The sequence below is a fragment of the Streptomyces sp. NPDC051041 genome (assembly GCF_044456065.1).
GTDB classification, from domain to species: Bacteria; Actinomycetota; Actinomycetes; order Streptomycetales; family Streptomycetaceae; genus Streptomyces; species Streptomyces glaucus.
The window spans coordinates 529,774-554,470 of the sequence record NZ_JBITFM010000001.1 but is presented as its reverse complement, the minus strand read 5'-3'; the positions used below and the strand labels follow the sequence as shown (position 1 = coordinate 554,470).

The 24,697-nt window shown below is 71.5% G+C and carries 20 protein-coding genes and 1 tRNA gene; 3 read left to right on the top strand and 18 right to left on the bottom strand.

Annotated features, from left to right (window positions below):
* The first annotated feature begins 39 nt into the window (after nucleotides 1–39).
* Nucleotides 40–1,143 carry a hypothetical protein gene (locus tag ACIBAI_RS02360; RefSeq protein ID WP_399030544.1) on the top strand — a complete coding sequence of 368 codons (1,104 nt, stop codon included), beginning with the start codon at nucleotides 40–42 and terminating at the stop codon, nucleotides 1,141–1,143.
* A gap of 64 nt (nucleotides 1,144–1,207) precedes the next feature.
* Here the strand turns inward: ACIBAI_RS02360 and ACIBAI_RS02355 are convergent, their stop codons facing one another.
* The 4 genes from ACIBAI_RS02355 to ACIBAI_RS02340 form a co-directional block, all read right to left on the bottom strand.
* Nucleotides 1,208–2,650 carry a GH1 family beta-glucosidase gene (locus ACIBAI_RS02355; RefSeq protein ID WP_399030543.1) on the bottom strand — a complete coding sequence of 481 codons (1,443 nt, stop codon included), beginning with the start codon at nucleotides 2,648–2,650 and terminating at the stop codon, nucleotides 1,208–1,210.
* Nucleotides 2,651–2,749: 99 nt separating this feature from the next.
* Nucleotides 2,750–3,601, bottom strand: a complete 852-nt coding sequence (locus ACIBAI_RS02350) for a carbohydrate ABC transporter permease (RefSeq protein WP_399030722.1) — start codon at nucleotides 3,599–3,601, stop codon at nucleotides 2,750–2,752.
* Between the two features lie 78 nt (nucleotides 3,602–3,679).
* A complete protein-coding gene (locus ACIBAI_RS02345) occupies nucleotides 3,680–4,693 on the bottom strand; it encodes a carbohydrate ABC transporter permease (RefSeq protein WP_399030542.1) in 1,014 nt (337 codons plus the stop codon).
* Between the two features lie 5 nt (nucleotides 4,694–4,698).
* Complete coding sequence (locus ACIBAI_RS02340) at nucleotides 4,699–6,051, bottom strand: extracellular solute-binding protein (protein WP_399030541.1); 1,353 nt, start codon at nucleotides 6,049–6,051, stop codon at nucleotides 4,699–4,701.
* Between the two features lie 379 nt (nucleotides 6,052–6,430).
* Here ACIBAI_RS02340 and ACIBAI_RS02335 point away from each other — a divergent pair, with 379 nt between their 5' ends.
* Complete coding sequence (locus ACIBAI_RS02335) at nucleotides 6,431–7,486, top strand: LacI family DNA-binding transcriptional regulator (RefSeq protein WP_399030540.1); 1,056 nt, start codon at nucleotides 6,431–6,433, stop codon at nucleotides 7,484–7,486.
* 129 nt (nucleotides 7,487–7,615) lie between these two features.
* Here ACIBAI_RS02335 and ACIBAI_RS02330 read toward each other — a convergent pair.
* From ACIBAI_RS02330 to ACIBAI_RS02315, 4 genes are all read right to left on the bottom strand, one after another.
* Nucleotides 7,616–7,688, bottom strand: a tRNA-His gene (locus tag ACIBAI_RS02330).
* 110 nt (nucleotides 7,689–7,798) lie between these two features.
* Nucleotides 7,799–8,407 carry an oligoribonuclease gene (gene orn / locus ACIBAI_RS02325; RefSeq protein WP_399030539.1) on the bottom strand — a complete coding sequence of 203 codons (609 nt, stop codon included), beginning with the start codon at nucleotides 8,405–8,407 and terminating at the stop codon, nucleotides 7,799–7,801.
* A 182-nt stretch (nucleotides 8,408–8,589) separates the two neighbouring features.
* Nucleotides 8,590–9,870, bottom strand: a complete 1,281-nt coding sequence (locus tag ACIBAI_RS02320) for a helix-turn-helix domain-containing protein (protein WP_399030538.1) — start codon at nucleotides 9,868–9,870, stop codon at nucleotides 8,590–8,592.
* Between the two features lie 377 nt (nucleotides 9,871–10,247).
* Nucleotides 10,248–10,529, bottom strand: coding sequence for a hypothetical protein (locus ACIBAI_RS02315; protein ID WP_399030537.1), 282 nt, complete (start codon nucleotides 10,527–10,529; stop codon nucleotides 10,248–10,250).
* Nucleotides 10,530–10,841: 312 nt separating this feature from the next.
* On the opposite strand from ACIBAI_RS02315, the gene ACIBAI_RS02310 reads away from it, so the two are divergent.
* Nucleotides 10,842–11,369 (top strand): universal stress protein, encoded by a 528-nt coding sequence (locus tag ACIBAI_RS02310; RefSeq protein ID WP_399030536.1) that lies wholly within the window; start codon nucleotides 10,842–10,844, stop codon nucleotides 11,367–11,369.
* Between the two features lie 110 nt (nucleotides 11,370–11,479).
* On the opposite strand, the gene glmS is transcribed toward ACIBAI_RS02310, so the two are convergent.
* The 10 genes from glmS to ACIBAI_RS02260 all read right to left on the bottom strand — a co-directional run bounded on the left by glmS (nucleotide 11,480) and on the right by ACIBAI_RS02260 (nucleotide 24,695).
* Nucleotides 11,480–13,297, bottom strand: a complete 1,818-nt coding sequence (glmS, locus tag ACIBAI_RS02305) for a glutamine--fructose-6-phosphate transaminase (isomerizing) (RefSeq protein WP_399030535.1) — start codon at nucleotides 13,295–13,297, stop codon at nucleotides 11,480–11,482.
* 13 nt (nucleotides 13,298–13,310) lie between these two features.
* Nucleotides 13,311–13,568 (bottom strand): hypothetical protein, encoded by a 258-nt coding sequence (locus ACIBAI_RS02300; protein WP_344599360.1) that lies wholly within the window; start codon nucleotides 13,566–13,568, stop codon nucleotides 13,311–13,313.
* Between the two features lie 373 nt (nucleotides 13,569–13,941).
* Nucleotides 13,942–15,711 (bottom strand): IucA/IucC family protein, encoded by a 1,770-nt coding sequence (locus tag ACIBAI_RS02295; protein ID WP_399030534.1) that lies wholly within the window; start codon nucleotides 15,709–15,711, stop codon nucleotides 13,942–13,944.
* Nucleotides 15,708–16,265 carry a GNAT family N-acetyltransferase gene (locus ACIBAI_RS02290; protein WP_399030533.1) on the bottom strand — a complete coding sequence of 186 codons (558 nt, stop codon included), beginning with the start codon at nucleotides 16,263–16,265 and terminating at the stop codon, nucleotides 15,708–15,710. Before ACIBAI_RS02290 ends, ACIBAI_RS02295 begins: the two co-directional genes overlap by 4 nt.
* A complete protein-coding gene (locus ACIBAI_RS02285; RefSeq protein ID WP_399030532.1) occupies nucleotides 16,262–17,557 on the bottom strand; it encodes a lysine N(6)-hydroxylase/L-ornithine N(5)-oxygenase family protein in 1,296 nt (431 codons plus the stop codon). Before ACIBAI_RS02285 ends, ACIBAI_RS02290 begins: the two co-directional genes overlap by 4 nt.
* On the bottom strand, nucleotides 17,541–18,983 hold the full coding sequence (gene desA, locus ACIBAI_RS02280; protein ID WP_399030531.1) for a lysine decarboxylase DesA: 1,443 nt from the start codon (nucleotides 18,981–18,983) through the stop codon (nucleotides 17,541–17,543). The genes ACIBAI_RS02285 and desA overlap by 17 nt, the downstream gene beginning before the upstream one ends.
* A 289-nt stretch (nucleotides 18,984–19,272) precedes the next feature.
* Nucleotides 19,273–20,133: a siderophore-interacting protein gene (locus ACIBAI_RS02275; protein WP_399030530.1), complete on the bottom strand. Its 861-nt coding sequence runs from the start codon at nucleotides 20,131–20,133 to the stop codon at nucleotides 19,273–19,275.
* 31 nt (nucleotides 20,134–20,164) lie between these two features.
* Nucleotides 20,165–21,214, bottom strand: a complete 1,050-nt coding sequence (locus ACIBAI_RS02270) for an ABC transporter substrate-binding protein (RefSeq protein ID WP_399030528.1) — start codon at nucleotides 21,212–21,214, stop codon at nucleotides 20,165–20,167.
* Between the two features lie 115 nt (nucleotides 21,215–21,329).
* Nucleotides 21,330–23,321, bottom strand: a complete 1,992-nt coding sequence (locus ACIBAI_RS02265; protein WP_399030527.1) for a glycosyltransferase — start codon at nucleotides 23,319–23,321, stop codon at nucleotides 21,330–21,332.
* Between the two features lie 213 nt (nucleotides 23,322–23,534).
* Complete coding sequence (locus tag ACIBAI_RS02260; RefSeq protein WP_399030526.1) at nucleotides 23,535–24,695, bottom strand: acyl-CoA dehydrogenase family protein; 1,161 nt, start codon at nucleotides 24,693–24,695, stop codon at nucleotides 23,535–23,537.
* Nucleotides 24,696–24,697 lie beyond the last annotated feature (2 nt).

The following is a 24,697-nucleotide window of genomic DNA, read 5'->3' as shown; positions in this document are numbered from 1 at the left end:
ACCCTGCTCTTCCGGCATCCGCGACTGGGGGGAGCTGCGTTGGCCACGGATCCGTCGGACGAGGAGTTCCTCCAGGCCGTCGAGGAGCACGTCTCCGGGCGCGGCGGCACCGTACGCCTCACCCTCCCCGGCGCGGCAGCGCTCGACCGGCAGCAGTTGCTGGACGCGCGCATCGTCCGCTGCATCGAGACGCGCGAGACGCGTGACAGGCGGGTGCCGGGCCTGCGGCGCGCCGAGATCGCCGGGCGCCCGGCCTGCACCGACCTCGCCGCCCACCCCGTCGACCCGCCCGTCGACCCGGCCCGCTCCCGCACGCTGACGCTGGTGCGCGCGGGCTCGCTCGACGAGGTCGCCTGCGAGGGCTGCGAGGGCGGGACGAGGGACTGCGAGGCGTGCGGGGGACGCGGCGGGCGCGACTGCCCCCGCTACGTCGACTGCGACGTCTGCGAGGGCGGCCCCGACGCGTGCTGGGAGTGCGACGGCACGGGCACCCCGCGCACCCGCAGAGCCGCCCGGGCGGCCCGGCCGCGCCCCCAGGACGCGACGAGGCGAGCCACCTGCGCGCGGTGCGAACGCCCCGAGGTGGCCTGCCCCAAGTGCCTCGGCCGGCGGCACCTGGACTGCCCGGTCTGCGACAGGTCGGGCCTCGTCCCGTGCCGCGGCTGCGGGGGCCGCAGACGGATCCGGCACACCCCGTGCGCCGGCACCGGCCACTTCACCGTCTGGACCGAAGGGATCATCCGGCACGCCCCCGACGAGAAGGAGGTCAAGCGGCTCGCCCCGCTCGTCGTCCGGATGCCGACGGACGCCACCGGCGACTGGCGCGAGACCCGCCTGACCGGCGCCACCGACAAGCTCCCCGACGACCTCGACCCCGCCCACCGCGCCCTGCTCGAACCCGAGCTGGCCGTCAAGGACGGGGAGGTGCGCCGCCGCGTGACCGTCCGCCGCCTCCCCCTCGCCCGCGTCACCGTCCGCGACGACCCGCACCGCGTCTACTACGCCTTCCCCGCCCGCTCCGGCGGCATCGACGTCGTCGGCCTCCCCTCCCGGCAGCGCGTCCTGCACGTCACCGCCCGGGCCTCGGCCGCCCTCGTCCTCCTCGCCCTCGCCGCCGCCCTCGTCGTGGCTCTCTCGCGCTGACGCCGACGGGCGCGGCACCCCCGTCGGATGCCGCGCCCGTCCCCCGCTCCCCCGGACAGTGGTCCTACCCGGCGAAGTCCACCGGCGGCAGCGTCCCCGTCCGGGCCGCCTCGGCGTACCAGTGGGCGCTCGACTTCGGGGTGCGGGCCAGGGTGGCGTAGTCGACGTAGACCGCGCCGAAGCGCTTGCCGTAGCCGTACGCCCACTCGAAGTTGTCCATCAGCGACCACAGGAAGTAGCCGCGGACGTCCGCGCCGTCCGTGATGGCCCGGCGCACCGCCGACAGGTGGCCGTGCAGGTAGGCGATGCGCTCCGGGTCGTGGACGCGGCCGTCGGAGTCGGGCTTGTCGGCGTAGGCCGCGCCGTTCTCGGTGACGTACAGCGGCAGGCCCGGCGCCTCGCGCGTGTACCGCATGATCAGCTCGTGCAGGCCGGTCGGGTCGACCGTCCAGCCCATCTCCGTGCGCTCGCCCGGCGTCTGGTGGAAGGCGACGTCGTCCGCGGCCGGCCACGGGGAGTGCGCGCTGCTGCCGTGCCCGTCCGCACGCGGGCCGGAGGCGTCCGCGTCCGCCGCCGAGACCAGGGTCGGCGTGTAGTAGTTCAGGCCCAGCGCGTCCAGCGGCTGGTGGATCGCGGCCAGGTCGCCGTCCTGGACGAACGACCAGTCGGTGAGCGACGCGGTCGCCGCCGGCAGCGACCGGGGGTACGCGCCGTGCAGGATCGGCCCGTGGAAGACGCCGTTGGCCAGGTCGTCGATCCTGCGGACCGCCGCCAGGTCCTGCGGGTTCTGCGGCGACAGCGGCCGCACCACCGAGGAGTTCAGGCTGATCGCCACCGAGTTGCGGGCCGGCATCACCGAGCGCAGCGCCACGGTGCCCAGCCCGTGCGCCAGGTTCAGGTGGTGCGCGGCCCGCAGCGACGCCGCCGGGTCCGTACGGCCCGGCGCGTGCACCCCGGAGCAGTAGCCCAGGAACGCGCTGCACCACGGCTCGTTGAGCGTGATCCACTGCTCCACGCGGTCGCCGAGCGCCTCGCCGACGATCTGCGCGTACTCCGCGAAGCGGTACGCCGTGTCCCGCTCGGGCCAGCCGCCCGCGTCCTCCAGCTCCTGCGGCAGGTCCCAGTGGTAGAGGGTGACGGCCGGCTTGATGCCGTGCGCGAGCAGCTCGTCGACCAGGCGCCGGTAGAAGTCCAGACCGCGCTGGACGGCGGGGCCCCGGCCGGTCGGCTGCACCCGCGGCCAGGAGACGGAGAAGCGGTAGGCGTTCAGCCCCAGCTCCGCCATCAGCGCCACGTCCTCGCGGTAGCGGTGGTAGTGGTCGACGGCGACGTCACCGGTCTCGCCGTCGGCCGTCTTGCCCGGCGTGTGGCTGAAGGTGTCCCAGATCGACGGCGTACGGCCGTCCTCCCGTACCGCCCCCTCGATCTGGTAGGCGGAGGTCGCCGCGCCCCAGAGGAAGGCGGTGGGGAAGGTCACCGGGGTCACCGGTGTGGCGGAGTCAGGCATGGAAGCGCTCCCATGGAGTCGAGGGGATCGACGGGTAGGAGGGAAGGGGAGGGGAGGAGGGGGCCGAGGCGGCGGTGCCCCGGCCCCCGCGAGCGGGCGTCAGCCCTTGACGGCGCCCTGCATGATGCCGCCCACGATCTGCTTGCCGAAGATCGCGAAGACGAGCAGCAGCGGCAGCGTACCGAGCAGCGCGCCCGCCATGATCAGCGACTGGTCGGGGGTGTAGCCGCGGCCCAGGCCCGCGACCGCCACCTGCACGGTCGGGCTGCCGTTCTGCGTCAGCACCAGGAACGGCCACAGGAAGTCGTTCCAGGTCTGCACGAACATCAGCATGCCCAGCACCGCCATCGCGGGCCGCGCCGCCGGGAACACCACGTGCCAGACGATGCGCCAGCTGCCGGCGCCGTCGACCCGGGCGGCCTCGATCAGCTCGTCCGGCAGCGCCTGGATCAGGTACTGCCGCATGAAGAACACCCCGAACGCGCTCACCAGCGACGGGAAGATCACCGCCTGCAGCTGGTCGGACCAGTCCAGCTTGGCGACCATCATGTACAGCGGGATCACACTGAGCTGCGGCGGCACCATCATCGTGCCGATCACCACCAGCATCAGCGCGTTGCGGCCCTTGAAGCGCAGCTTGGCGAAGGCGAACCCGGCGATCGTCGACAGGGCGACGATGGTCGCCGCCGACACGCCCGCCACGAAGGTGGTGTTGAGGAACGCCTCCCCCAGGTTGGCGTCCTTCCAGGCGATCTCCAGGTTGTCCATCAGGTTGGAGCCGAACCAGAAGGGCGGCGGGGTCTGCGCCAGGCGCTGGTTGTCCCGCGAGGCGGCGATCGCCGTCCACACCAGCGGGAACAGCGAGCCGACGGTGAACAGGGCGAGGATGACGTACGCGATCGGGCCCGCGTGCATCGTCCCGCCCGCGCGCGCCGCCCTGGACCGCAGCACGCGCTCCGGCTTCTTTCCAAAGGTCCCGGGGGCGGCCGGATCCGCCTCGGTCGATGTCGTCGTCACGGCCGGTTCTCCTTAACTACTGGCGCGCAGCCGGCGCGAGATGACGTAGTTGACGATCCCGATCACGATGAGGATCAGGAACATCGTCCAGGCGATCGCGGAGGCGCGGCCCAGGTGCTGGTTGACCCAGCCCTGCTCGTACAGGTACAGCCCGAGCGTCTGGAACTGGTGCTGCGAACCGCCCGAGGCGCCCTTGTTCGCGTCGAACAGCAGCGGCTCGCCGAACAGCTGCGAGGCGCCGATGGTGGACACCACGCAGGTGAACAGGATCGTCGGCCGCAGCGAGGGCAGCGTGACGTGGAAGAACTGCTGCCAGCGGTTGGCGCCGTCCAGCGCCGCCGACTCGTACAGGTCCTGCGGGATCGCCTGCATCGCCGCCAGGTAGATCAGCGCGTTGTAGCCGGTCCAGCGCCAGATGACGATGGTCGCCACGGCGATCTGCGAGGGCCACTTGTCGTTCTGCCAGTCGATGTCGTCGATCCCGACCGCGCCCAGCGCCCAGTTGATCATGCCGTAGTCGCGGCCGAAGAGCAGCACGAACACCAGCGAGGCGGCGGCGATCGAGGTCGCGTACGGCGCGAGCATCACGACCCGGTAGAAGGTCGAGCCGCGCAGCTTGTAGTTGAGGATGTGGGCGATGCCCAGCGCCATCAGCAGCTGCGGGACCGTGGAGATGATGCCGATGGTCAGGGTGTTCTTCGCCGCGTTCCAGAAGAAGTCGTCGTCGAAGATCCGGGTGTAGTTGCGCAGGCCCACCCACGTCATGTCGGTGGGCGCGGTCAGCTCCACCTGGTGCAGCGAGGCCCAGCCGGTGTAGACCAGCGGGAACAGGCCGAAGGCCAGGAAGAGCAGGAAGAACGGCGAGACGAACGCGTACGGGCTCCACCGCATGTCCCGCTGCCAGCGCCGGGACAGCCGGGCCCGCTTCCTCGCCGCCTCGGGGTCCGCCGCGCCGGCCGGGGGACGGCCCGGGGCCGCGCCCCCCTCCTTCGAGGGGAGCGCGGCGGTGTCGTGCCTGGTCGCCATTCCGGTCACTGGTCCAGGTTGTTGTCGATGGTCTTGGTGGCCGTCTTCCAGGCCTCCTCGGGCGACTTGCCCTGGGCGACGAGGATGACGCCGTTGTCCGTCAGGCCCTGCTGGATGATCTGGTCCTTCGGGCCGATGATCTGGACCGGGCTGGTCTCGGCGGCCGTCGCGAAGACCTCGCCGATCGGGGCGTCACCGGTCATCTCGTTCTTGGCGTTCTTCACCTCGGGCAGGCCGTACGCGGTCTGCGCGCTCGGGAAGCTGCCCTGGACGGCGAAGAGCTTGGCCTGCTGCTCGGGCGCGGTCAGCCAGGCGGCCAGCTTCGCGGCCTCCTCCGTGTTCTTGCCCGACTTGGGCACGGTCAGGAAGGAGCCGCCCCAGTTGCCGGCCTTCGGGGCCGCGGCCACGTCCCACTTTCCGGCCGCGTCCGGCTTCGACTTGCCCTTGATGTAGCCGAGCATCCACGGCGGGCAGGAGATCGCGGCGAACTTGCTGTTGGCGATCGTGGTGTCCCAGGCCGGCTGGAACTGGGTCTGGTTGCCGACCAGCCCGTCCTCGGCCGCCTTGGCGGTGAGGTCGAAGGCGGCCTTGACGGCCGGGTTCGTCTTGTAGACGACCTTGCCGGAGGAGTCGTAGAAGCGCTTCTTCTCGCTGCTGAGGATCGCGTTCAGCAGGCCGCCGGGGGAGTCGACGAAGGTGGTGCCCTCCGGTGCCTTCTTCTGGTAGTCCTGGCCGACCTGGACGAACTTCTCCCAGCTGCCCGCCCACAGCTTGCCGACCTCCTCGCGGTCGGTGGGCAGCCCGGCCTTCTCGAAGAGGTCCTTGCGGTAGCAGATGGCCATCGGGCCGACGTCGGTGCCGAGGCCGACGGTCTGGCCGTCCTTGGTGGTGGCCTGCTGCCACTTCCAGTCCAGGAAGTCGCTCTTCTTGCCGTACTTGGACAGGTCCAGCAGCTTGTCGGACTGGGTCTGGACGATCTCGGCGATGTTGCCGACCTCGACACCCTGGATGTCCTGCAGACCGCTGTTGGTGGTCAGGTGGTTGACGAGCGCCGGGTAGTAGTTCTCGTTGCGCTCGACGACCGTCTGCTGGATGTCGATGTCCGGGTGGAGCTTCTCGTACTCCTTGTAGAGGCCCGCCTCCTCGAAGCCGAAGGTGCCGAAGAGCCCCAGGGTGATCTTGGTCTTGCCGCTGCCGCCGTCCGCCGACGAGCCGGAGCCGTCGTCGCCGTCGTCGGCGCAGCCGGCCAGCAGCCCGGTGCCCAGCGACACCACGGCCGCGAGGGCCAGTGCCTTGCGGGCGAGGGGGGTCCCCCCGCTCGAACGGAGCCGAGCGTGGGGGAGGGTACGTGCTCGCATTGCGTCCTCCTGTTGCCCTGACGTGCCGACCCCCCGGCCAACGGCATTGTTGGGCCCGTTAGTTGTCTTGCGTTCGGCGCTGCGGCTCGGGCGGGGAACGTGCGGGATGTGTATGTGTCAGGTACCGTGGGAGCGCTCCCACCGGTGATGTGTTGAAGGGTCTCGGGTCCGGCCGGGGGTGTCAAGGGAGTCGACGCGCAGAGATGCGTTCAGTTATCGGGCCGTTAACCGGACCCGACCCACCCCCGGCGGGAGCCGGACACGGGACCGGTCCGACGGTAGCGGAGTCTGGGGACGACGGCGGCGGGGAAGGTCATCCTCACCGGCGCGGCTGTTAGATTCCAGGCCAGCGTGACGACGACGGCGGGAGGCGGAGCCCATGGCAGGCCACGGAGCGCGGAGCCGGAGCGGCGGCCGGCCCACCCTCGAAGAGGTGGCGGCGCGCGCCGGCGTCGGCCGCGGCACGGTCTCCCGGGTGATCAACGGCTCACCCCGGGTCAGCGACGCGACGCGCGCCGCGGTGGAGGCGGCGGTCGCGGAGCTGGGGTACGTGCCGAACACGGCCGCGCGGGCCCTGGCGGCCAACCGCACGGACGCGATCGCGCTGGTCGTCCCCGAGCCGGAGACCCGCTTCTTCGCGGAGCCGTACTTCTCGGACATGCTGCGCGGCGTCGGCTCGGAACTGTCCGAGACGGAGATGCAGTTGCTGCTGATCTTCGCGGGCAGCGACCGGGAGCGGCGGCGCCTCGCCCAGTACCTCGCCGCGCACCGCGTGGACGGCGTGCTGCTGGTCTCGGTGCACGCCGACGACCCGCTGCCCGACCTCCTGGCCCAGCTGGAGATCCCCGCGGTGATCAGCGGCCCGCGCTCGGCCGCGGAGACGCTGGCGTCCGTGGACTCGGACAACTACGGCGGCGCCCGCCAGGCCGTCGAGCACCTGCTCTCCCGGGGCCGCCGCCGGGTCGCCCACATCACCGGCCGCCTCGACGTCTACGGCGCCCAGCGCCGTATCGACGGCTACCGCGGGGCCCTGCGCGACGCGGGCCACGCCGTGGACGAGGCCCTGATCGAGCCCGGCGACTTCACCGAGGAGGGCGGCCGGCGCGCGATGGCCGCGCTGCTGGAGCGCCGCCCCGACCTGGACGCCGTCTTCGCCGCCTCGGACGTGACCGCGGCCGGCGCCCGCCAGGTGCTGCGCGAGGCGGGCCGCCGCATCCCCGACGACGTGGCCCTGGTCGGCTACGACGACTCGGCCATAGCCCGCCACATGGAGCCGCCCCTGACCTCCGTCCGCCAGCCCATCCAGGAGATGGGCCGCCGCATGATCGACCTCCTCCTCGCGGAGATCGCCGACCGCCGTCCGGCGGTGTCCCGGGAACTGGAGCGGCGGCAGGTGGTGCTGGCGACGGAGCTGGTGGAGCGGGCGTCGTCCTGAGACCGGCGGCCGCGCCCGCCCCTCCTCGCCCGGTCGCCCGGCGGCCCTCCTCCCCGTCCGGGGGGAACCGCCCGGGACGCGAAAGAGGCCGCCGACCTGCTTTCGCAGGCCGACGGCCTCTCGGAAGAGGGTGAGTGACGGGACTCGAACCCGCGACATCCTGGACCACAACCAGGTGCTCTACCAGCTGAGCTACACCCACCACGACCGGCTGTTGAGATCAGTGATTTCCCCGACCGGCCGAGAAAAAGTGTACAGGGTCCGAAGGGGTGCTCGCGCCAGGCTTTCGCGGCGCCCCTCCGATGCGCCCTGTCAGCCCCGCTGAGCAGGCAGGACGTGCTTGGCGGCGATCGTCTTGGCGGTGTCGGAGTCGGGGCCCGGCTGGGGGACGAAGATGGCCTCCCGGTAGTAGCGCAGCTCCGCGATGGATTCCCTGATGTCGGCGAGCGCGCGGTGGTTGCCGTTCTTCTCCGGGCTGTTGAAGTACGCCTTCGGGTACCAGCGGCGGGCCAGCTCCTTGATCGACGAGACGTCGACGATGCGGTAGTGGAGGTAGCCCTCCAGCGTCGGCATGTCGCGGAGCAGGAAGCCGCGGTCGGTGCCGACCGAGTTGCCGCACAGCGGGGCCCTGCCGGGTTCCTTGACGTGCTCCCTCACGTACGCCAGGACCTGCTCCTCGGCGTCCTCCAGGGTCGTGCCGTTCGGGAGCTCGGCGAGCAGCCCGGACGCGGTGTGCATCTGGCGCACCACCTCCGGCATCGTCTCCAGCGCCCGCTCCGGCGGCCGGATGACGATGTCCACGCCCTCGCCGAGCACGTTCAGCTCGGAGTCGGTGACGAGGGCGGCCACCTCGATGAGCGCGTCGTCGGACAGCGAGAGGCCGGTCATCTCGCAGTCGATCCACACCATGCGATCGTTCATGTGCCCAACCCTACGGCGCGCCGCCGCGGGCCGGTCCGTGGCCCGTGCGACCTTGCGCGCAGGGGTGCCCGGCGCCCTGGCCGCCACCGGCGGGGCGGTCCGGCGCGCCGCACGGCGAACCGGGGTCCACCCGGGCCTGGCGCCCCGGTGGACCCCGGTCGGTCCGCGTCGTCACCCGCTTCTCAGGTGGCGCTGCGCTGCCCCGGCAGGCTCGCCCGGCTCGGCACGTACTCGCGGTCGCGGCCGTTGTCCGACGACGCCGACGCCGTGGACAGGGAGGCCGGTGAGCCGACCGCGCTCGCGGCCGTGCGACGGGTCTGGAACGGCACCTGGCTCTCCGGGTGGAGCGGGACGGCCGGCTGTCCCGGCGTACCGGTGCTCCCGGCGGAGCCGGGGGCCGGGACGGTGTTCTGCTGCCCGTCGCCGTCCGCCGGCTTGTCGCCCTGCGGCCGGCGTGCGCGGTACGCGGCCCGGTAGGCGGCCGGGGACGAGCCCAGCTGCCGGCGGAAGTGGCCGCGCAGCGCCACCGGCGAGCGGAAGCCGCAGCGGCCCGCGACCTCGTCCACCGAGTAGTCCGACGTCTCCAGCAGGCGCTGCGCCTGCAGCACGCGCTGCGTGATCAGCCACTGCAGCGGCGCGCTGCCGGTCAGCGAGCGGAAACGGCGGTCGAAGGTACGGCGGCTCATGTACGCGCGGGCCGCCAGCGTCTCCACGTCGAACTGCTCGTGGAGGTGCTCCAGCGCCCAGGCGACGACCTCGGCGAGCGGGTCGGCGCCGATCTCCTCCGGTAAAGACCGGTCGAGGTAGCGCTCCTGGCCGCCGCTGCGGCGCGGCGGGACCACCAGGCGGCGGGCCAGTGCCCCGGCCGCCTCGTTGCCGTGGTCCGTGCGCACGATGTGCAGGCACAGGTCGATGCCGGCCGCCGTGCCCGCGGACGTGAGGACGTCGCCGTCGTCCACGAAGAGTTCTCGTGGGTCCACGTGCACCGACGGGTAGCGCTTGGCCAGCGTCGGCGCGTACATCCAGTGTGTGGTCGCGGGGCGGCCGTCCAGCAGGCCCGCCGCCGCGAGGACGAAGGCGCCGGTGCACAGCCCGACTATGCGGGCGCCCTCCTCGTGGGCCCGGCGCAGCGCGTCGAGCGCCTCCTCCGGCGGCGGCGAGGTGATCGAGCGCCAGGCCGGCACGACGACCGTGCCGGCGCGTGAGATCGCCTCCAGGCCATGCGGTGCGGTGAGTTCCAGGCCCCCTGTGGTCCGCAGCGGGCCGTCCTCGCCGGCGCACACCAGCAGTCGGTAGCGCGGCACGCCGGCGTCCTGGCGGTCAACCCCGAACACCGACAGCGGTATGGAACTCTCGAAGATGGGGCCGCCGCTGAACAGCAGCACCGCGACGATCTCCTTGCGGCGTCGCCCGGACAGCTTCCGGGCTGCGCCTTCCGGCGCGGCAGTGGAGTCGTGGCTCATACTGCTAAGCCCCCCTCGGTGGTCGCGGCTCCTCGGTTGTGTCGCTCCTGCACGTTTCCCCTCGGTCCTGCACGAGTCCCCCGCCGTAGACAGTCAAGATCGAATCTACTGTGTCGCGCCATGTCGACGTGGCCGGTTCGGCACGCGGCACATTGTCGACATGGCAACTTGGCGTAAAGCATTCGATCACGAAGCGTTGCACTCGTGGGGCGCGCAGGGAAGTGCGCCTTGTCGCAGTGGCCAATCCGCGTAGGGTGCGCAAGCCCCCTGAGGTCCTTTCCGTGCAGGTGGAACGGGGGGCGGGGGGTGGTTCCGGCCGGTGATACACAAGAACCAGAAGTTGGCTGAAAAGAAGCGGGCGAGGGTGTGAAAACCGGTCAGCCGACCGGTGTGTTCTCCCCGTCGCGCCGTTCGCTCCCGCGGGCCGCGAGCCGTTCGGACCGGCGCAGCAGGAGCCGGCAGGCGCCCGTGACGGCGGCGAGACCGAGGGCGGTGCCGGCGGCGCCGGCGAGGGAGGTGCCGTACCAGAGCAGGACGACCGGGACGAGGAGGCAGCTGAAGGCCGCCCAGCGGATCAGCCCGGTGGCGGTCGTGGCGGGGGCGGGCTGGGGCCGGGGGGCCGTGCTGGGGTCCTCGGCGGGGTGGCTGGGTCCGGACACGTGCGTGCTCCCTGGGGCGTGGCTCACCGGGGTTCAACGCCGGTCCGGGCGGCGGGTCACGGACGGGGCGCCGTGCCGGGTGACCGGCCAGGTGAACCCTGTGCGAACCGGCTGTACGGCGCAGCAACCATTGCGTTACGGGCGCCCCCTCGTGCATGCTCCGGGGAACCGTCACGGACGGTGCGCGGGATCTGGGCCGAGGAGGCGTGCCGCCGTACCCTTGAGGGTATGGGGCGGGGAAGACGACTCCCGGACACGGCTCCGCCGCGCACCGTCGTCCCACCCGACAAGGATCACAACGCCGAGACAGCCATGGCCGGTCACGAATTCTTCGAACCCGCGGACCGCAAGCGGCCGGTCGCCGATCCTACGGCGGCCGATCCGCTGGCGGCGCCAGAGCCACGCCATGCGTGCGACCCCGCTTTCAGGCACGGGGTGGTCGTCGGCTTCGACGGCTCCACGTCCAGCGAGCGCGCCCTCGCGTACGCGATCGGCATGGCGCGGCGCTCCGGCGCGGGCCTGATCATCGTTCACGTCGCCAACCGGCTGCCGACCACGGTGTGGGCGGGCTGCGAGCCGCCGGTCTTCGTCGACGTGCCGGACCACCGCACCGAGGTGCTCGGCCTGGAGCTCGCCTGCGCCGACTACCTCACCGAGGTGCCGTGGATCCTGGTCGAGCGCGGCGGCGACATCTGCCACGAACTCGAAGAGGTGGGGCGGGAGTACGAGGCGGACGCCATCGTGGTCGGTTCCACGCACGGCGTCGTGGGGCGCATCTTCGGCTCCGTCGCCGGACGGCTCGCCAAGCGGGCGCAGCGGCCGGTCGTCGTCATCCCGTAGCCCCTCCGCGCATCCGTCGCGCCGGGCGGGGGCGGTCGCCCCCGCGCGCGGAGCGGGCCCCCGGGGCCGGTGGCGCCCGCGAGGCCCGCTCCGCCGGTGGCGGGGGCGGGCTACTCCACCGTCACCGACTTGGCGAGGTTCCTCGGCTTGTCGATGTCCCGGCCGAGCGCCAGGGCCGTGTGGTAGGCGAGGAGCTGGAGCGGGATGCCCATGAGGATCGGGTCGAGTTCGTCCTCGTTCTTCGGGACGACGATCGTGTGATCGGCCTTCTCCTGCTCCTGGTGGGCGACGGCGAGGATGCGGCCGCTGCGGGCCTTGATCTCCTCCAGGGCCGCGCGGTTCTTCTCCAGCAGGTCGTCGTCCGGCACGATCGCGACCGTCGGCAGGGCGGGCTCGATCAGCGCCAGCGGGCCGTGCTTGAGCTCGGAGGCCGGGTAGGCCTCGGCGTGGATGTAGGAGACCTCCTTGAGCTTCAGGGAGGCCTCGCGGGCCACCGGGTAGCCCCGTACGCGGCCGATGAAGAGCATCGAGCGGGCCTCGGCGAACTGCCCGGCCAGCTTCTCGATCTCCTCCTCCAGCTTCATGATCTCGGAGATCTGCTCCGGCAGGCGGCGCAGGCCGTCGATGATCCGCTTGCCGTCCCGGACGGACAGGTCGCGGGTGCGGCCCAGGTGCAGGGCGAGCAGCGCGAAGGCGACGCAGGTGTTGGTGAAGCACTTCGTCGACACCACGCAGACCTCGGGGCCGGCGTGGACGTAGATGCCGCCGTCCGCCTCGCGGGCGATCGCGGAGCCGACGACGTTGACCACGCCGAGCACCCGCGCGCCCTTGCGCTTGAGTTCCTGGACGGCCGCCAGCACGTCGTAGGTCTCGCCGGACTGGGAGACCGCGACGTAGAGGGTGTCGGGGTCGACGACGGCGTTGCGGTAGCGGAACTCGGAGGCCGGCTCGGCGTCGGCGGGGATGCGGGCCAGCTCCTCGATCATCTGGGCGCCGATCATGCCCGCGTGGTACGAGGTGCCGCAGCCGAGGATCTTCACGCGGCGGATCCGGCGGGCCTCGCGGGCGTCCAGGTTCAGGCCGCCGAGGTGCACGGTGGAGAAGCGGTCGTCGATGCGGCCGCGCAGCACGCGGTCCACGGCGTCGGCCTGCTCGTGGATCTCCTTGTGCATGTAGGTGTCGTGGCCGCCCATGTCGTAGGAGGCCGCCTCCCACTCCACGGTGGTCGGCTCGGCGGTGGTGCGGGTGCCCTCGGTGGTGTAGGTCCGGAAGTCGTCGGCCTTGAGGGTGGCCATCTCGCCGTCGTCGAGGGTGACGATCTGCCGGGTGTGGGCGACCAGGGCGGCGATGTCCGAGGCGACGAACATCTCCTTCTCGCCGATGCCGAGGACGACCGGGGAGCCGTTGCGGGCGACGACGATGCGGTCGGGGAAGTCGGCGTGCAGTACGGCGATGCCGTAGGTGCCCTCGATCAGCCGCAGGGTCTCGCGGACCTTGTCCTCCAGCTTCTCGGCCGGCGAGCGGGCGATGAGGTGGGTGAGGACCTCGGTGTCGGTCTCGGAGAGGAACTCGACGCCGTCCGCCTCCAGCTTGCGGCGCAGGTCGGCGGCGTTGTCGATGATGCCGTTGTGGACGACGGCGACCTTGCCCTCGGCGTCCAGGTGCGGGTGGGCGTTGACGTCGGAGGGGGCGCCGTGGGTGGCCCAGCGGGTGTGGGCGATGCCGGTGGTGCCCTTGAAGCGCGCCGGGACCTTGGCCTCCAGGTCGCGGACCCGGCCCTTGGCCTTGACCATCTTCAGGCCGGTCGCCTTCGGGGACGTGACGACGATGCCCGCGGAGTCGTAGCCGCGGTACTCCAGCCGCTGCAGACCCTCCAGCAGCAGGGGCGCCACATCACGCTTCCCGATGTATCCGACAATTCCGCACATGTAGGTGTATTCCTCAGCCGTAGACGATGCGGCGCAGCTGGCGGAGCGTCAGCTCCGGCGGTGCCACCGCCCGGTATTTCAGGTCCGCCCCGATCCGCTCGAAGATCGTCGCGTTCACCAGGCCCTGGGCCTGCAGCTCGCGGTGGCGGCGACGGACGTACTCCTCGGTCGTCTCGTCGAAGTAGGCGAGCACGTCCTGGACCACACGCAGCGCCTCGCCCCGGTCGAGGGGGGTGGAGCGCGTCAGATGATCAACGAGTTCGTCGTGCACCCGGTAGATCCTGGAGTACCGGCGGCGGTTTCGCAAGAATCTTGCCCGATTTCGGGCAAGGAGCTGTGAGAAGCCCTGGGGGAAGCGTGGAGATGCTGATGAGTCCCTGTCCGGGAGCCGCCCGGTCCGCGCCCGGCGAATCCTCGCCGAGGAGGCGCGTTCCGGAGGTCGCACACCCGTGCCCGCACGGGTGTGCGGGGGCGGGCGGCCGCGTCCGCCCGGGGCCGCCCGCCAGGCCGGGGGAATTCCTCGTCCGCCCTGGTCAGGACGCCGCGCGGCGCGCCCGGCCCGGGCAGGTGCCCGGGCGGGCCGGACATGCCGACGGGCACCCCGGTGGACCGTACACCGGGGTGCCCGCCCGTCCGTGAGGGGCCTACCGCCCCGCGATCGGGTTCTTCAGGGTGCCGACGAGCTGGAGCGCGCCGGAGGGATCGGCCAGGTCCACCATCTGCTTGTTGTTGCGCAGCTGGAGCCGGTTGAGGCAGGACAGCGCGAACTCGGGGGCGAACATGTCGTACTGCCGGAACTTGTCGGCGAGCTCGGGCACCGACTCCTGGTACTCGCGGGTGACCTCCGCCACCGTGCGCCAGAAGTCGTCCTCCTCCAGGATCCCCTCGGTGGCGAGGTTCGCGGCGAGGAAGCGGAAGAAGCAGTCGAAGACGTCCGTGAAGATCGACAGCAGCTTCTTGTCCTCGGGGACCTCCACGCGGATCCGCCGGACCTCGGGCGGCAGCACCGCGTCCGGGTCCATGACGGCGATCTCCTCGGCGATGTCCTTGTAGATCGCGCGCTGCACGACCCCGTCCTTCAGCACCAGGATGACGTTCTCGCCGTGCGGCATGAACACCAGGTCGTAGGCGTAGAAGCTGTGCAGCAGCGGGGTGTAGTACGCCCGCAGGTAGCGCCGCAGCCACTCGGTCGGCGCGAGCCCCGACCGCGCGATCAGCGCGCCCGCGAAGGACGCGCCCTCGTGGTCGACGTGGACCAGGGACGCCATGGTGGCCAGCGACTCGCCGTCCCGCAGCGAGGGCACCGGGCTCTCCCGCCACAGGGCGGCGAGCATCTTGCGGTACGGCGAGTAGCGGTCGGTCGCCTGCTCGTACTCCAGGTGCCGGTAGCCCACGGCCGCCCGCTCGCGGATGATCGACAGGCCCGTCGACTTCAGCACCGGGTCGCCCTCGACGAGCTGCGCCAGCCAGTCGTTGATCGCCGGGGTGGCCTCCATGTAGGCGGCCGACAGCCCGCGCATGAAGCCCATGTTGAGGACGGACAGGGCCGTCTTGACGTAGTGCTTCTCCGGGTGGGTGGTGTTGAAGAAGGTCCGGATGGACTGCTGGGCCAGGTACTCGTCGTCGCCCTCGCCCAGGCACACCAGGTGCTTCCTGGCCACCTCGGCGGCGAAGGTGACGGTGAGCTTGTTCCACCACTGCCAGGGGTGGACCGGGACGAGCAGGTAGTCGGCCGGGTCCAGGCCCTGGGCGCGCAGGACGCCGTGGAACCGCTCCACGGTGGCCTCGCCCAGCTCCTGCCTGACGAAGGACTCGTACTCGATGCCGGCGCCGGCCGTGAACGCCGCCCGGGAGCGGTGGGCGGCCAGCCAGACCAGGCGGACCGGGCTCGCGGTCTCCGGCGCGTACGACAGGTACTCGTGGACGCCGAAGCCGAGCCGCCCGTTGTTGGCGACGAAGCAGGGGTGGCCCTCGGTCATGCCGGTCTCGATGGCCTGGAAGCCGCTCGCCGCCAGCTCGGCGGAGGTGACCTGCGGTTTGGTGAGCTTGTAGCAGGTGCCGGAGAGGGTGGAGGAGATCTCCTCCAGGTAGACGGGCAGGATCTCGTCGCTCAGGCCCAGGGACCGCCTCAGCTCGATGAAGAAGTCCAGCGCGGCGAGCGGCAGCTCGGCCCCGTCGCGGTGCCGGGTGATCGAGGCGGCGTCCACCTGCCAGTGGTCCAGGGCGCGGCGGACGGCGGTGAAGCGGTACGCGGTCAGGCCGTCGTCGCTGCGGACGACGTAGCCCTGCCCGTCCGGCTCGGGGGCGATCAGCCGCTCGTGGGCGAACTCGGCGAGCGCCTTGCGGATCAGCAGGCGGTTGGCCTGCTCCCAGCGCTCGGGGGTCAGGTGGGCGACGGCGTCGGCGAGGCTCATGCGCCCACCGCCTTCTCGAACCGCTCCCGGGTGCAGAAGCTCAGCAACGCCTTCTTCTCCGGTTTCTGGATCTCGCGTACGGGCACGAAGCCGACGGTCTCGTTCAGGGCGTGCACCGCCTTGTTGGACACGTCCGGCTCGACGACCACGCGGCGGGTGGCCGGGTCGGCGAAGAGGTGGGCCATCACGGCGGTGATGACGGCCCGGGTGAAGCCGTGCACGGGCCGGTCGGTCGGCGCGACCAGGAAGTGCATGCCGACGTCGCCCGGCTCCGGCTCGTACAGGCCGACCAGCTCGCGGTGGGCCGGGTCGTACTTCTCCATCAGGAAGGCCGGTTCCCCGTCGTGCAGGCCGAGGTAGGCGTGGTGGTGCTCGTCGGCCGCGATCTGGCGGTACGCGCGCTCGACGTCCCGCACGCTCGCGTCCTGCATCATCCAGAACGCGGCTTTCGGATGGGTGACCCAGCGGTGCAGCAGCCCGGCGTCCCCGGGCGGGTCGAGCGGGCGCAGGGTGAAGGTGCCGAGCTCGTGCTCGAAACCGGTGGGGATGCTCATACGGAGAACTCCTGGAACGCGATGGACTTCTCGACCGGGTAGTACTCGCTGCCGAGCAGCTCACGGATGATGCAGCTGTTGCGGTAGGCGCCCATCCCCAGGTCGGGGGAGGTGACGCTGTGCGTGTGCACGCCCGCGTTCTGCAGGAACACCCCTCGGCCGGTGACGTCGATGGCGTAGTTGCGGGCGACGTCGAAGCGGCCGTGGCCGTCGAAGCGGAGGCGGTCGCGGACCGGGTCGAGGAAGGCCGGCGGCTCGTAGTGGTAGCCGGTGGCCAGCACCAGGCCCTCGGTGCGGATCTCGAAGTCCTTGTCCTGCTCGTCCTGGTGGAAGCCGAGCGTGTAGCCGCCGTCCTCGTACCGGGCGGAGGTCAGGGAGGAGTTGGTCAGCAGCCGGGTGGGCACGCCCCGGCCGCCGCTCTCGACGTTCTTCTGGTACAGCAGGTCGAAGATCGCGTCGATCAGGTCCGAGTTGATGCCCTTGAACAGGCCCTTCTGCTGCTTCTCCAGCCGGTAGCGGGTCTCCTCGGGCAGCGCGCGGAAGTAGTCGATGTAGTCCGGGGACGTCATCTCCAGCGTCAGCTTGGTGTACTCCAGCGGGAAGAACCGCGGGGAGCGGGTGACCCAGTTGAGCTGGTAGCCGTGGGCGTCGATCCCGGAGAGCAGCTCGTGGTAGATCTCCGCCGCGCTCTGGCCGCTGCCGACGATGGTGATCGACTTCTTGGTGAGCAGCTCCGCCTTGCGCCGCATGTACTGCGCGTTGTGGAACAGGTCGCCCGCCAGGCCGCGGCACGGCTCCGGGACGAAGGGCACGGTGCCGGTGCCGAGGACCAGGTGGCGGGCCCGGTAGGCGTCGCCGGCGGCCGTCCGCACGACGTACAGCTCGTCCTCGTACGTCACCTCGGTGACCGTGGCGCCGAAGCGGACGCTGCTCAGCTTCGACGCGGCCCAGCGGCAGTAGTCGTCGTACTCGACCCGCAGGGGGTAGAAGTTCTCGCGGATGTAGAACGAGTACAGCCGCCCCTTCTCCTTCAGGTAGTTGAGGAAGGAGTACGGGGACGTCGGGTCGGCGAGGGTGACCAGGTCCGACATGAACGGGGTCTGCAGGTGGGCGCCGTCGAGGAACATCCCCGCGTGCCACTCGAAGTCCGGCTTGGACTCCAGGAAGACGCCGTCCAGTTCGGCGATGGGCTCGGTCAGGCAGGCCAGTCCGAGGTTGAAGGGGCCGAGCCCGATCCCCACGAAGTCGTAGGTCTTGTCGGCGGACACAGCGGCTTCAGGAAGCGCGGTCAAGGGATTCTCCCAGGTACTGCTCGGCGTGGCCGGCGATCAGGTCGAGGACGGCGGCGATGTCGGCCGGCGTGGTCTCGGGATTCAGCAGGGTGAACTTCAGGTAGTGGCGCCCGGCCACCTTGGTGCCCGCGACGATGGCGTCGCCGGAGGCGAACAGGGCCTTGCGGGCGTGGAGGTTGGCGCGGTCGATCTCGGCCGGGTCGGTGACCGCGGCCGGGACGTAGCGGAAGACGAGGGTGGACAGGGCCGGCGCGACCACCACGTCGAAGCGCGGGTCGGCGGCGAGCAGCTTCCAGCCCTCCCGGGCCAGGTCGCACACCTCGTCGAAGAGCTGCCCGATGCCGTCGGCGCCCATCACGCGCAGCGTCATCCACAGCTTGAGGGCGTCGAAGCGGCGGGTGGTCTGCAGGGACTTGTCCACCTGGTTGGGGATGCGCTCCTCCACCATGCGGCGCGGGTTGAGGTACTCGGCGTGGTAGGTGGCGTGGCGCAGGGTGGCGGCGTCGCGGACCAGGACGGCGGAGGAACTCACCGGCTGGAAGAAGGACTTGTGGTAGTCCACGGTGACCGAGTCGGCGTGCTCGATGCCGTTCAGGCGGTCCCGGTACTTCAGGGAGGCGAGCAGTCCACAGCCGTAGGCGGCGTCCACGTGCATCCAGGTGTCGAACTGCTCGCACAGCTCGGCGATCTCGGGCAGCGGGTCGATGGAGCCGAAGTCGGTGGTGCCGGCGGTGGCGACGACGGCCATCGGGACGAGGCCGTCCCGCGCGCAGCGCTCCAGTTCGCGGGCGAGGGCGACGGTCTGCATGCGCTTGTCGTGGTCGACGGGGATCGGGACGACGGCGTCCTGGCCGAGGCCGAGCAGTTTGGCCGACTTCTTCACGCTGAAGTGGCTGACCTCGGAGGCGAAGACGCGCAGTTTCGCCAGGTCGTCGGTCTTGGCCTCCTCGCGGGCCAGCAGCAGCGCCTGGAGGTTGGACTGGGTGCCGCCGGAGGTGAACACGCCGTCGGCGGCCGGGCCGAGGCCGATGCGGCCGGCCGTCCAGTCGATCAGTTTGCGCTCGATGAGGGTGCCGCCGGCCGACTGGTCCCAGGTGTCCAGGGAGGAGTTGACGGCGGACAGGACGGCCTCGCCGAGCACGGCCGGGATGACGACCGGGCAGTTGAGGTGGGCCAGGTAGCGGGGGTGGTGGAAGTAGATCGCGTCCCGGAGGTAGACGTCCTCCAGTTCGTCGAGCACCGCGGCGGTGTCGTGCAGCGGCCGGTCCAGGTCGATCTCGTCGATGCGGGGAGCGAGGGCGTCGACCGTGACGCCGGTGAACGGACGTTCGGTGGCGGCGAGTTTGGCGGCCACCCGCTCGACTCCTTCGGTCACGGAGCGGCGGTAGTGCTCCGCGGTGGTGTCGTTGAGCAGGTGCGAGCGCATGGGGGAGTCCTCCGGTGGGGACGGTCCGTGAGGGACGGGAGAGGGCGGAGCCCGGACACAAACTTAGGTAAGCCTAACCTAATTAACGTCATCGAAACCCGGGACCCCCCGTGACCACCGTCACTCCGTGCACGGCCGGCACGGAGCGCACAGCAGTCAGCGCCGCACGCGGGCCGGTCGGCGGGGCGTGCGGCGATGGACTCTGCTCTCGGGGCGGCCGGTGGCGCTTTCGGGGACGACCGGCGGGGCACGGGGCGGTCGGCGGTGCTTCCCGAGGAAGCCGCCGGGGTCACTCCCGCGCGCGCAGCTCCTCCTCGGTCAGTCCCTGCCGCCAGTAGCCCACGAACGTCACCCGGCGGCGGTCGATCCCGCGCTCGCCCACGAAGTGCCGGCGCAGCGCCTTCACGCAGCTCGACTCGCCCGCGATCCAGACGTACGGCCGCTCGGCGGGCGGGAACTCCGCGGCGCGGAGGGCGTCCAGGGCCGCGGGACACTCCTCGGCGGCGTCCCGGACGAGCCAGGTGATCTCCGCGTCCGCCTCGCTCACCAGGTCCTGGATGTCCCCGGCGTGCGGCACCTCCAGCCAGACCCGGGCGCGGACGCCGGCCGGCAGCGCCTCGACGATGGCCGAGGCGGCCGGCACGGCGGTCTCGTCGCCCCAGATCACCACCAGGTCGGTGTCCGCGGGCGGCCGGAAGCGGATCGCGCGGTTGTCGGCGATCGCCGGGCCCAGCAGCAGGACCCGGTCGCCGGCGGTGGCGCGGGAGGCCCAGCGGGAGGCGGGGCCCGCCTGGGTGGTGGCGCCCGGCTCGACGCCGTGCAGCGCGAAGTCGATGTCGATCTCGGCCGTGTGCCCGTGGGCGTCGCGCCGGAGCGCCCGCAGGGTGTACGACCGCATCACCGCCCGCACGTCGTCGGGGAGTTCGCGCCAGCCCTGCCACCAGCCGTCGCCCAGTTCCAGCGGGACGACCGGCTCGCTCTGGCCGGGGTGCGGCAGGAACAGGGACAGGGACTGGTCGTGCCCGTCGGAGTGGAAGGCGTGCAGGTCGGGCCCGGTGAAGGTGACACGGACCAGGGACGGGCCGAGCCGCCTCGTCCGCGCGACCTGGAGGGAGAAGAAACGGAACGGGGCGGCTACGGCCGTCGTCATGGGGGCTCCTGAGTTCGCGTCAGGGTGCGGGTCAGCTGACCTTCTCGGCGTCCTCGATGGCCTTCGCGAGGTTCTCGACCATCGGGACGCACTTGTCGTACGACAGGATCGGCTCGGGGGAGCGGGGGATGACCTGGCCGGCCTTGACCGCGGGCAGCTTCTTCCAGGTGCCCTCGGTGATGTCGGCGGGCTGGATGGCCGAGGAGCGGTCGTCCATCATGATGATGTCCGCGTCGTACTTGTCGACGTTCTCCCAGCTCAGGGACTCGTACCAGCCGCCGCCCTGGGCCTTGGCCTTCTCGGGGGGCTCGATGAAGTTCACGCCGAGGGCCTTGAAGTACTCCAGGTCGACGGAGAGGTTGGTGCCGGAGACGTAGAACAGGTCCTGGCTGGCGGAACCGGCCATCACCTTGATGTCCGGCTTGGCCTTGACGGCGGCGCGCAGCCGGGCGGAGGCGTCCTCGAAGCGCTTCTTGGCGTCGGTGACCTTGCTGGAGGTCACGTCGGCGCCCAGGGACTCGGCGAGCTTCAGCATGCGCTGCAGCGGCTCGGTCAGCTGGCGGTCGTAGACGGAGACGCCGACGCTCGGGGCGCCCACGGCCTCGATCTTCTTCTTCGACTCCTCCGGGACGTACCAGAGGGTGCCGGTGTCGTCGAACATCGTGGAGACGAGCAGGTCCGGGGCGAGGGCCGCGTACTTCTCGATGTTGAACTGGCCCCACTCGTTGCCGAGGACGGTCAGCTTGCTGACGTCCATGTCGCCGGCCTGGACGTCGGCCTTGCCGTCCTTGGTCGTGGTCGGGCCGAAGACGCCCTTGACCTCGACGCCGTAGTCGTACAGCGCGGCGGCGACACCGACGAACGCCACGATGTTCGACGGGACCTTGTCGGCCTTCGCGGTCCGGCCGCGGTCGTCCTCGAAGGACCAGGAACCCGACTGCGCGGCGGCCGTGCCGTCGCCCGAGCCACCGCTTTTCGCGTCCTCGTCGCCGCAGGCTGCGAGCACGGCACCGAGGCCGAGGGCGCCGCCCGCGGCGAGGATTCCACGGCGGGTGAGGTGGGTAGCTCTGGCATTGGACATGGTGTGGCTGCTTTCGAACGGGGCGGAGCGTCCGCCGGACGAGTTCGAAGGTAGGTTAGCCTAACCTCAGAACTTGTCCAGAGGGGGTGCGTCACAGCCGCCCGCGTCCGCGGCGTCAGGGCCTGATGCGCCGGGCCACGCCCTTGAGCAGCTCGATCCGCGCGACGCGCAGCGCGAACTTCCCGTCGCGCGCGGGAGCGGGCTTGGCGTACCAGGGCAGTCCCCGGCGGCGCCACCTGGCCGGCGCCATGTCCCCGGGCAGCTCCGGCAGGGGCACCGTCCAGTCCCCGAGCCGGAGCCGGCCGCGCCAGACGCCGGCGGGAAGGCCGGTGACGGGCACCCGTACGGTGAAGCGGTCCCCGGCGAACTCGCGCACGGGGAAGGCGGCGCCGTGGCCCTCGCCGTCCTCCAGGGTCACGGTGAGGGCGCCTTCCGGGCGGGCGGCGAGAGTGCAGCGGCCGGTGAACTCCAGTTCCGCGGGCGCGTCCGGCGCCCAGCCGGCCGTGTCGAGACCGAGGTGGGACAGCACCTCGTGCTTGCGCTCGCCGATGTCGAGCGTGAAGTTGCCGTAGGGCTTGGTGGTGTAGAGGGTGACGGCGCGCAGTCCCTCGGCGGTGTCCACGACATGGGTCGCGGGCTCGCCCGCCACGGTGCCGGCCCGCTTGCTGCCGATGCGCACCTCGCGGGTGAGCCCCTGCGCGCCGACCGCGAGGGAGATGTCCCAGAGCCCGTCGGACAGCGGCTCGCCGTCGGCGGCGGCGGTGAGGTCGACGCGGGCCTCGAACCCGGCCCGCTCGTAGGCGTACCGTCCCTCGTCCTCGTCGGCGCCGAGGCCGGGGGTCGGGGTGTGCGTGACGGGGAGCCGGTACTCGGTGCCGCTGTCGCGCTCGCGCAGGACGAGGCCGGTGGTCACGTCCTCGGTGGCGACGCGGTGCAGATAGCCGTGCCCGGCCAGGTGCAGCGTGGTGCCGCGCAGCTCGGCGCGGGTGACGTGGTGACGCACGGCGAGCTGGGCGGTGACGTCGTAGCAGGCGTCGGGGACGGCCCGGGCGGCGTCGCGGAAGAAGGGGTAGCGGGCGTAGGCGCGGCCGTTCTCGACGTGGACCGGGGTGGCCACCTTGCGGCGCCCCAGCTCCTTCTCGAACCGGACCAGTTCCAGTACCTCGTCGAGCATCTCGTGCCGGACGAGGTGGAGGCGCAGCCGGGCCATCGCCGACAGACGGTCGTTCATGCCCTCGTGCCACAGCGGGGCGATGGCCTCGGCGAGGCGGGCGAGGGCCTTCTCCTGCTGGGGGCGGGGCTCGCGGACGAGGTGGCCGAGCAGCTGCTGCACCTCGACGGTCAGGTGACGGTGGGCCAGGTGGTCGCGGCGCGGGCCGGGCGGCACGTTCTCGAGCAGCATGTCGACCACGCGGGGCAGGAACGCGAGCCTCGGCTCCGTGCCGCCGGTGCGCAGGGTGATGTTGCCGCTGTCCTCGCGCTCGACCCAGAACAGGCAGTCGTAGTCGGCGAGTACGGAGATGCCGGCCGCGTGGATGTAGGCGGGGCCGACGAAGAGCTGGTCCTCGCCGATCTTCAGGTCCGTCGGGAAGCGGAGCCCCAGCCGCTCCAGCAGTTCCCGGCGGAACAGCTTCATGGGGTTGAGCGTCCAGTACACCCGGGACGAGAAGACGTCGGTCCGCGGCTGGTTGCGCCGGAACATCGACGTGGGCGCCCCGCGCCCGCCGACGCCGACCATCTTGCCGAGCACGATGTCGGTGCCGTTCTTCCCGGCCATCGCCACCATGCGCTCCAGGGCCTCGGGGGCCAGGTAGTCGTCGGCGTCGAGGAAGAAGACGAACTCGCCCCGGGCGTGGTCCAGGCCGAGGTTGCGGGGCGCGGACGGGCCGCCGGAATTGGGCTGGTGGATCACCTGGAGCAGGTCCGGGTACGACTCGGCCAGGCGGTCGAGCTCGTCCCCCGTGCCGTCGGTCGAGCCGTCGTCGACGACGATGAGCTGCAAGGCGTCCCGTCCGATGCTCTGTTCGGCGACGGATGTGACGCAACGCGTGAGATACGGCATCGCGTTGTACGCCGCGACGATCACCGAGACGACGGGGTCGGCCATGTCCGCACACTCTCCAGGTATCACGGGGCGCGCCCGGTTCGCTGACCGGCCTCGCTGTTCCGTTCGTGGCCTTTCACCCGGGAAACGCGCCAAAGGAGATGTGAAAATACCATGACCCCCCTCTTTGTTCGCTGTGAACGGATCATGAACCCCCTGCTCCGCCGGGGGAGCGGGACGCGCACCGCCGGCACGGCCGCACCCGGACCGTGACGCTCAGCCCGCCAGCCCCAACTCCCGTGCGATCAGCATCCGCTGGACCTCGCTCGTCCCCTCCCCGATCTCCAGGATCTTGGAATCGCGCCACATGCGGGCGACCGGGTACTCGTTCATGAAGCCGTAGCCGCCGTGGATCTGGGTGGCGTCGCGGGCGTTGTCCACCGCGATCGTGGAGGAGTGGAGCTTCGCCAGGGCCGCCTGCTTCTTGAAGGGTTCGCCCGCGACCAGGCGGCTGGCCGCGTCGCGCCAGGCGAGGCGGGCGGTGTGGGCCTTCGTCTCCATGTCGGCGATCTTGAACTGGATGGCCTGGTTGGCGCCGATGGGCCTGCCGAAGGCGTGACGCTCCTTCGCGTACTTCACCGACTCGTCCACGCAGCCCTGGGCCAGGCCCGTGGCCAGCGCCGCGATGGCGACCCGGCCCTCGTCGAGGATGCGCAGGAACTGGGCGTAGCCCCGGCCCTCCTCGCCCAGGAGGTTCGCCGCCGGGACCCGGACGTCGTCGAAGGAGAGCTCGCGGGTGTCCGAGGCGTTCCAGCCGACCTTCGAGTACGGGGGCGCCACCGTGAGGCCCGGCGTGCCGGACGGGACGATGATCGAGGAGATCCGCGGTTTGCCGTCCGGCTCCCGGCCGGTGACCGCCGTGACCGTGACCAGGCCCGTGATGTCCGTGCCCGAGTTGGTGATGAAGCACTTGGTGCCGTTGATCACCCACTCGTCCGTCGACTCGTCCAGGCGGGCGGTGGTGCGGGTCGCGCCCGCGTCCGAGCCGCCGTCCGGCTCCGTCAGGCCGAACGCGCCCAGGATCTCGCCCGCGCACAGGCGGGGCAGCCACCGGCGCTTCTGCTCCTCGGTGCCGTAGCGGTGGATCGGCATCGCGCCCAGAGAGACCCCGGCCTCCAGGGTGATGGCGACGGAGGAGTCGACCCGGGCCAGTTCCTCCAGGGCCACGCCGAGGGCCAGGTAGTCGCCGCCCATGCCGCCGTACTCCTCCGGGAACGGCAGCCCGAACAGACCCATGCGGCCCATCTCCCGGACGATCTCGTACGGGAACTCGTGCCGCTCGTAGAAGTCGCCGATCTTCGGCGCCACGACGTCGTGCGCGAACTCCTCGACCGTGCGGCGGAGTTCTTCCAGTTCGGGGGAGAGACGGTGGTCCATGA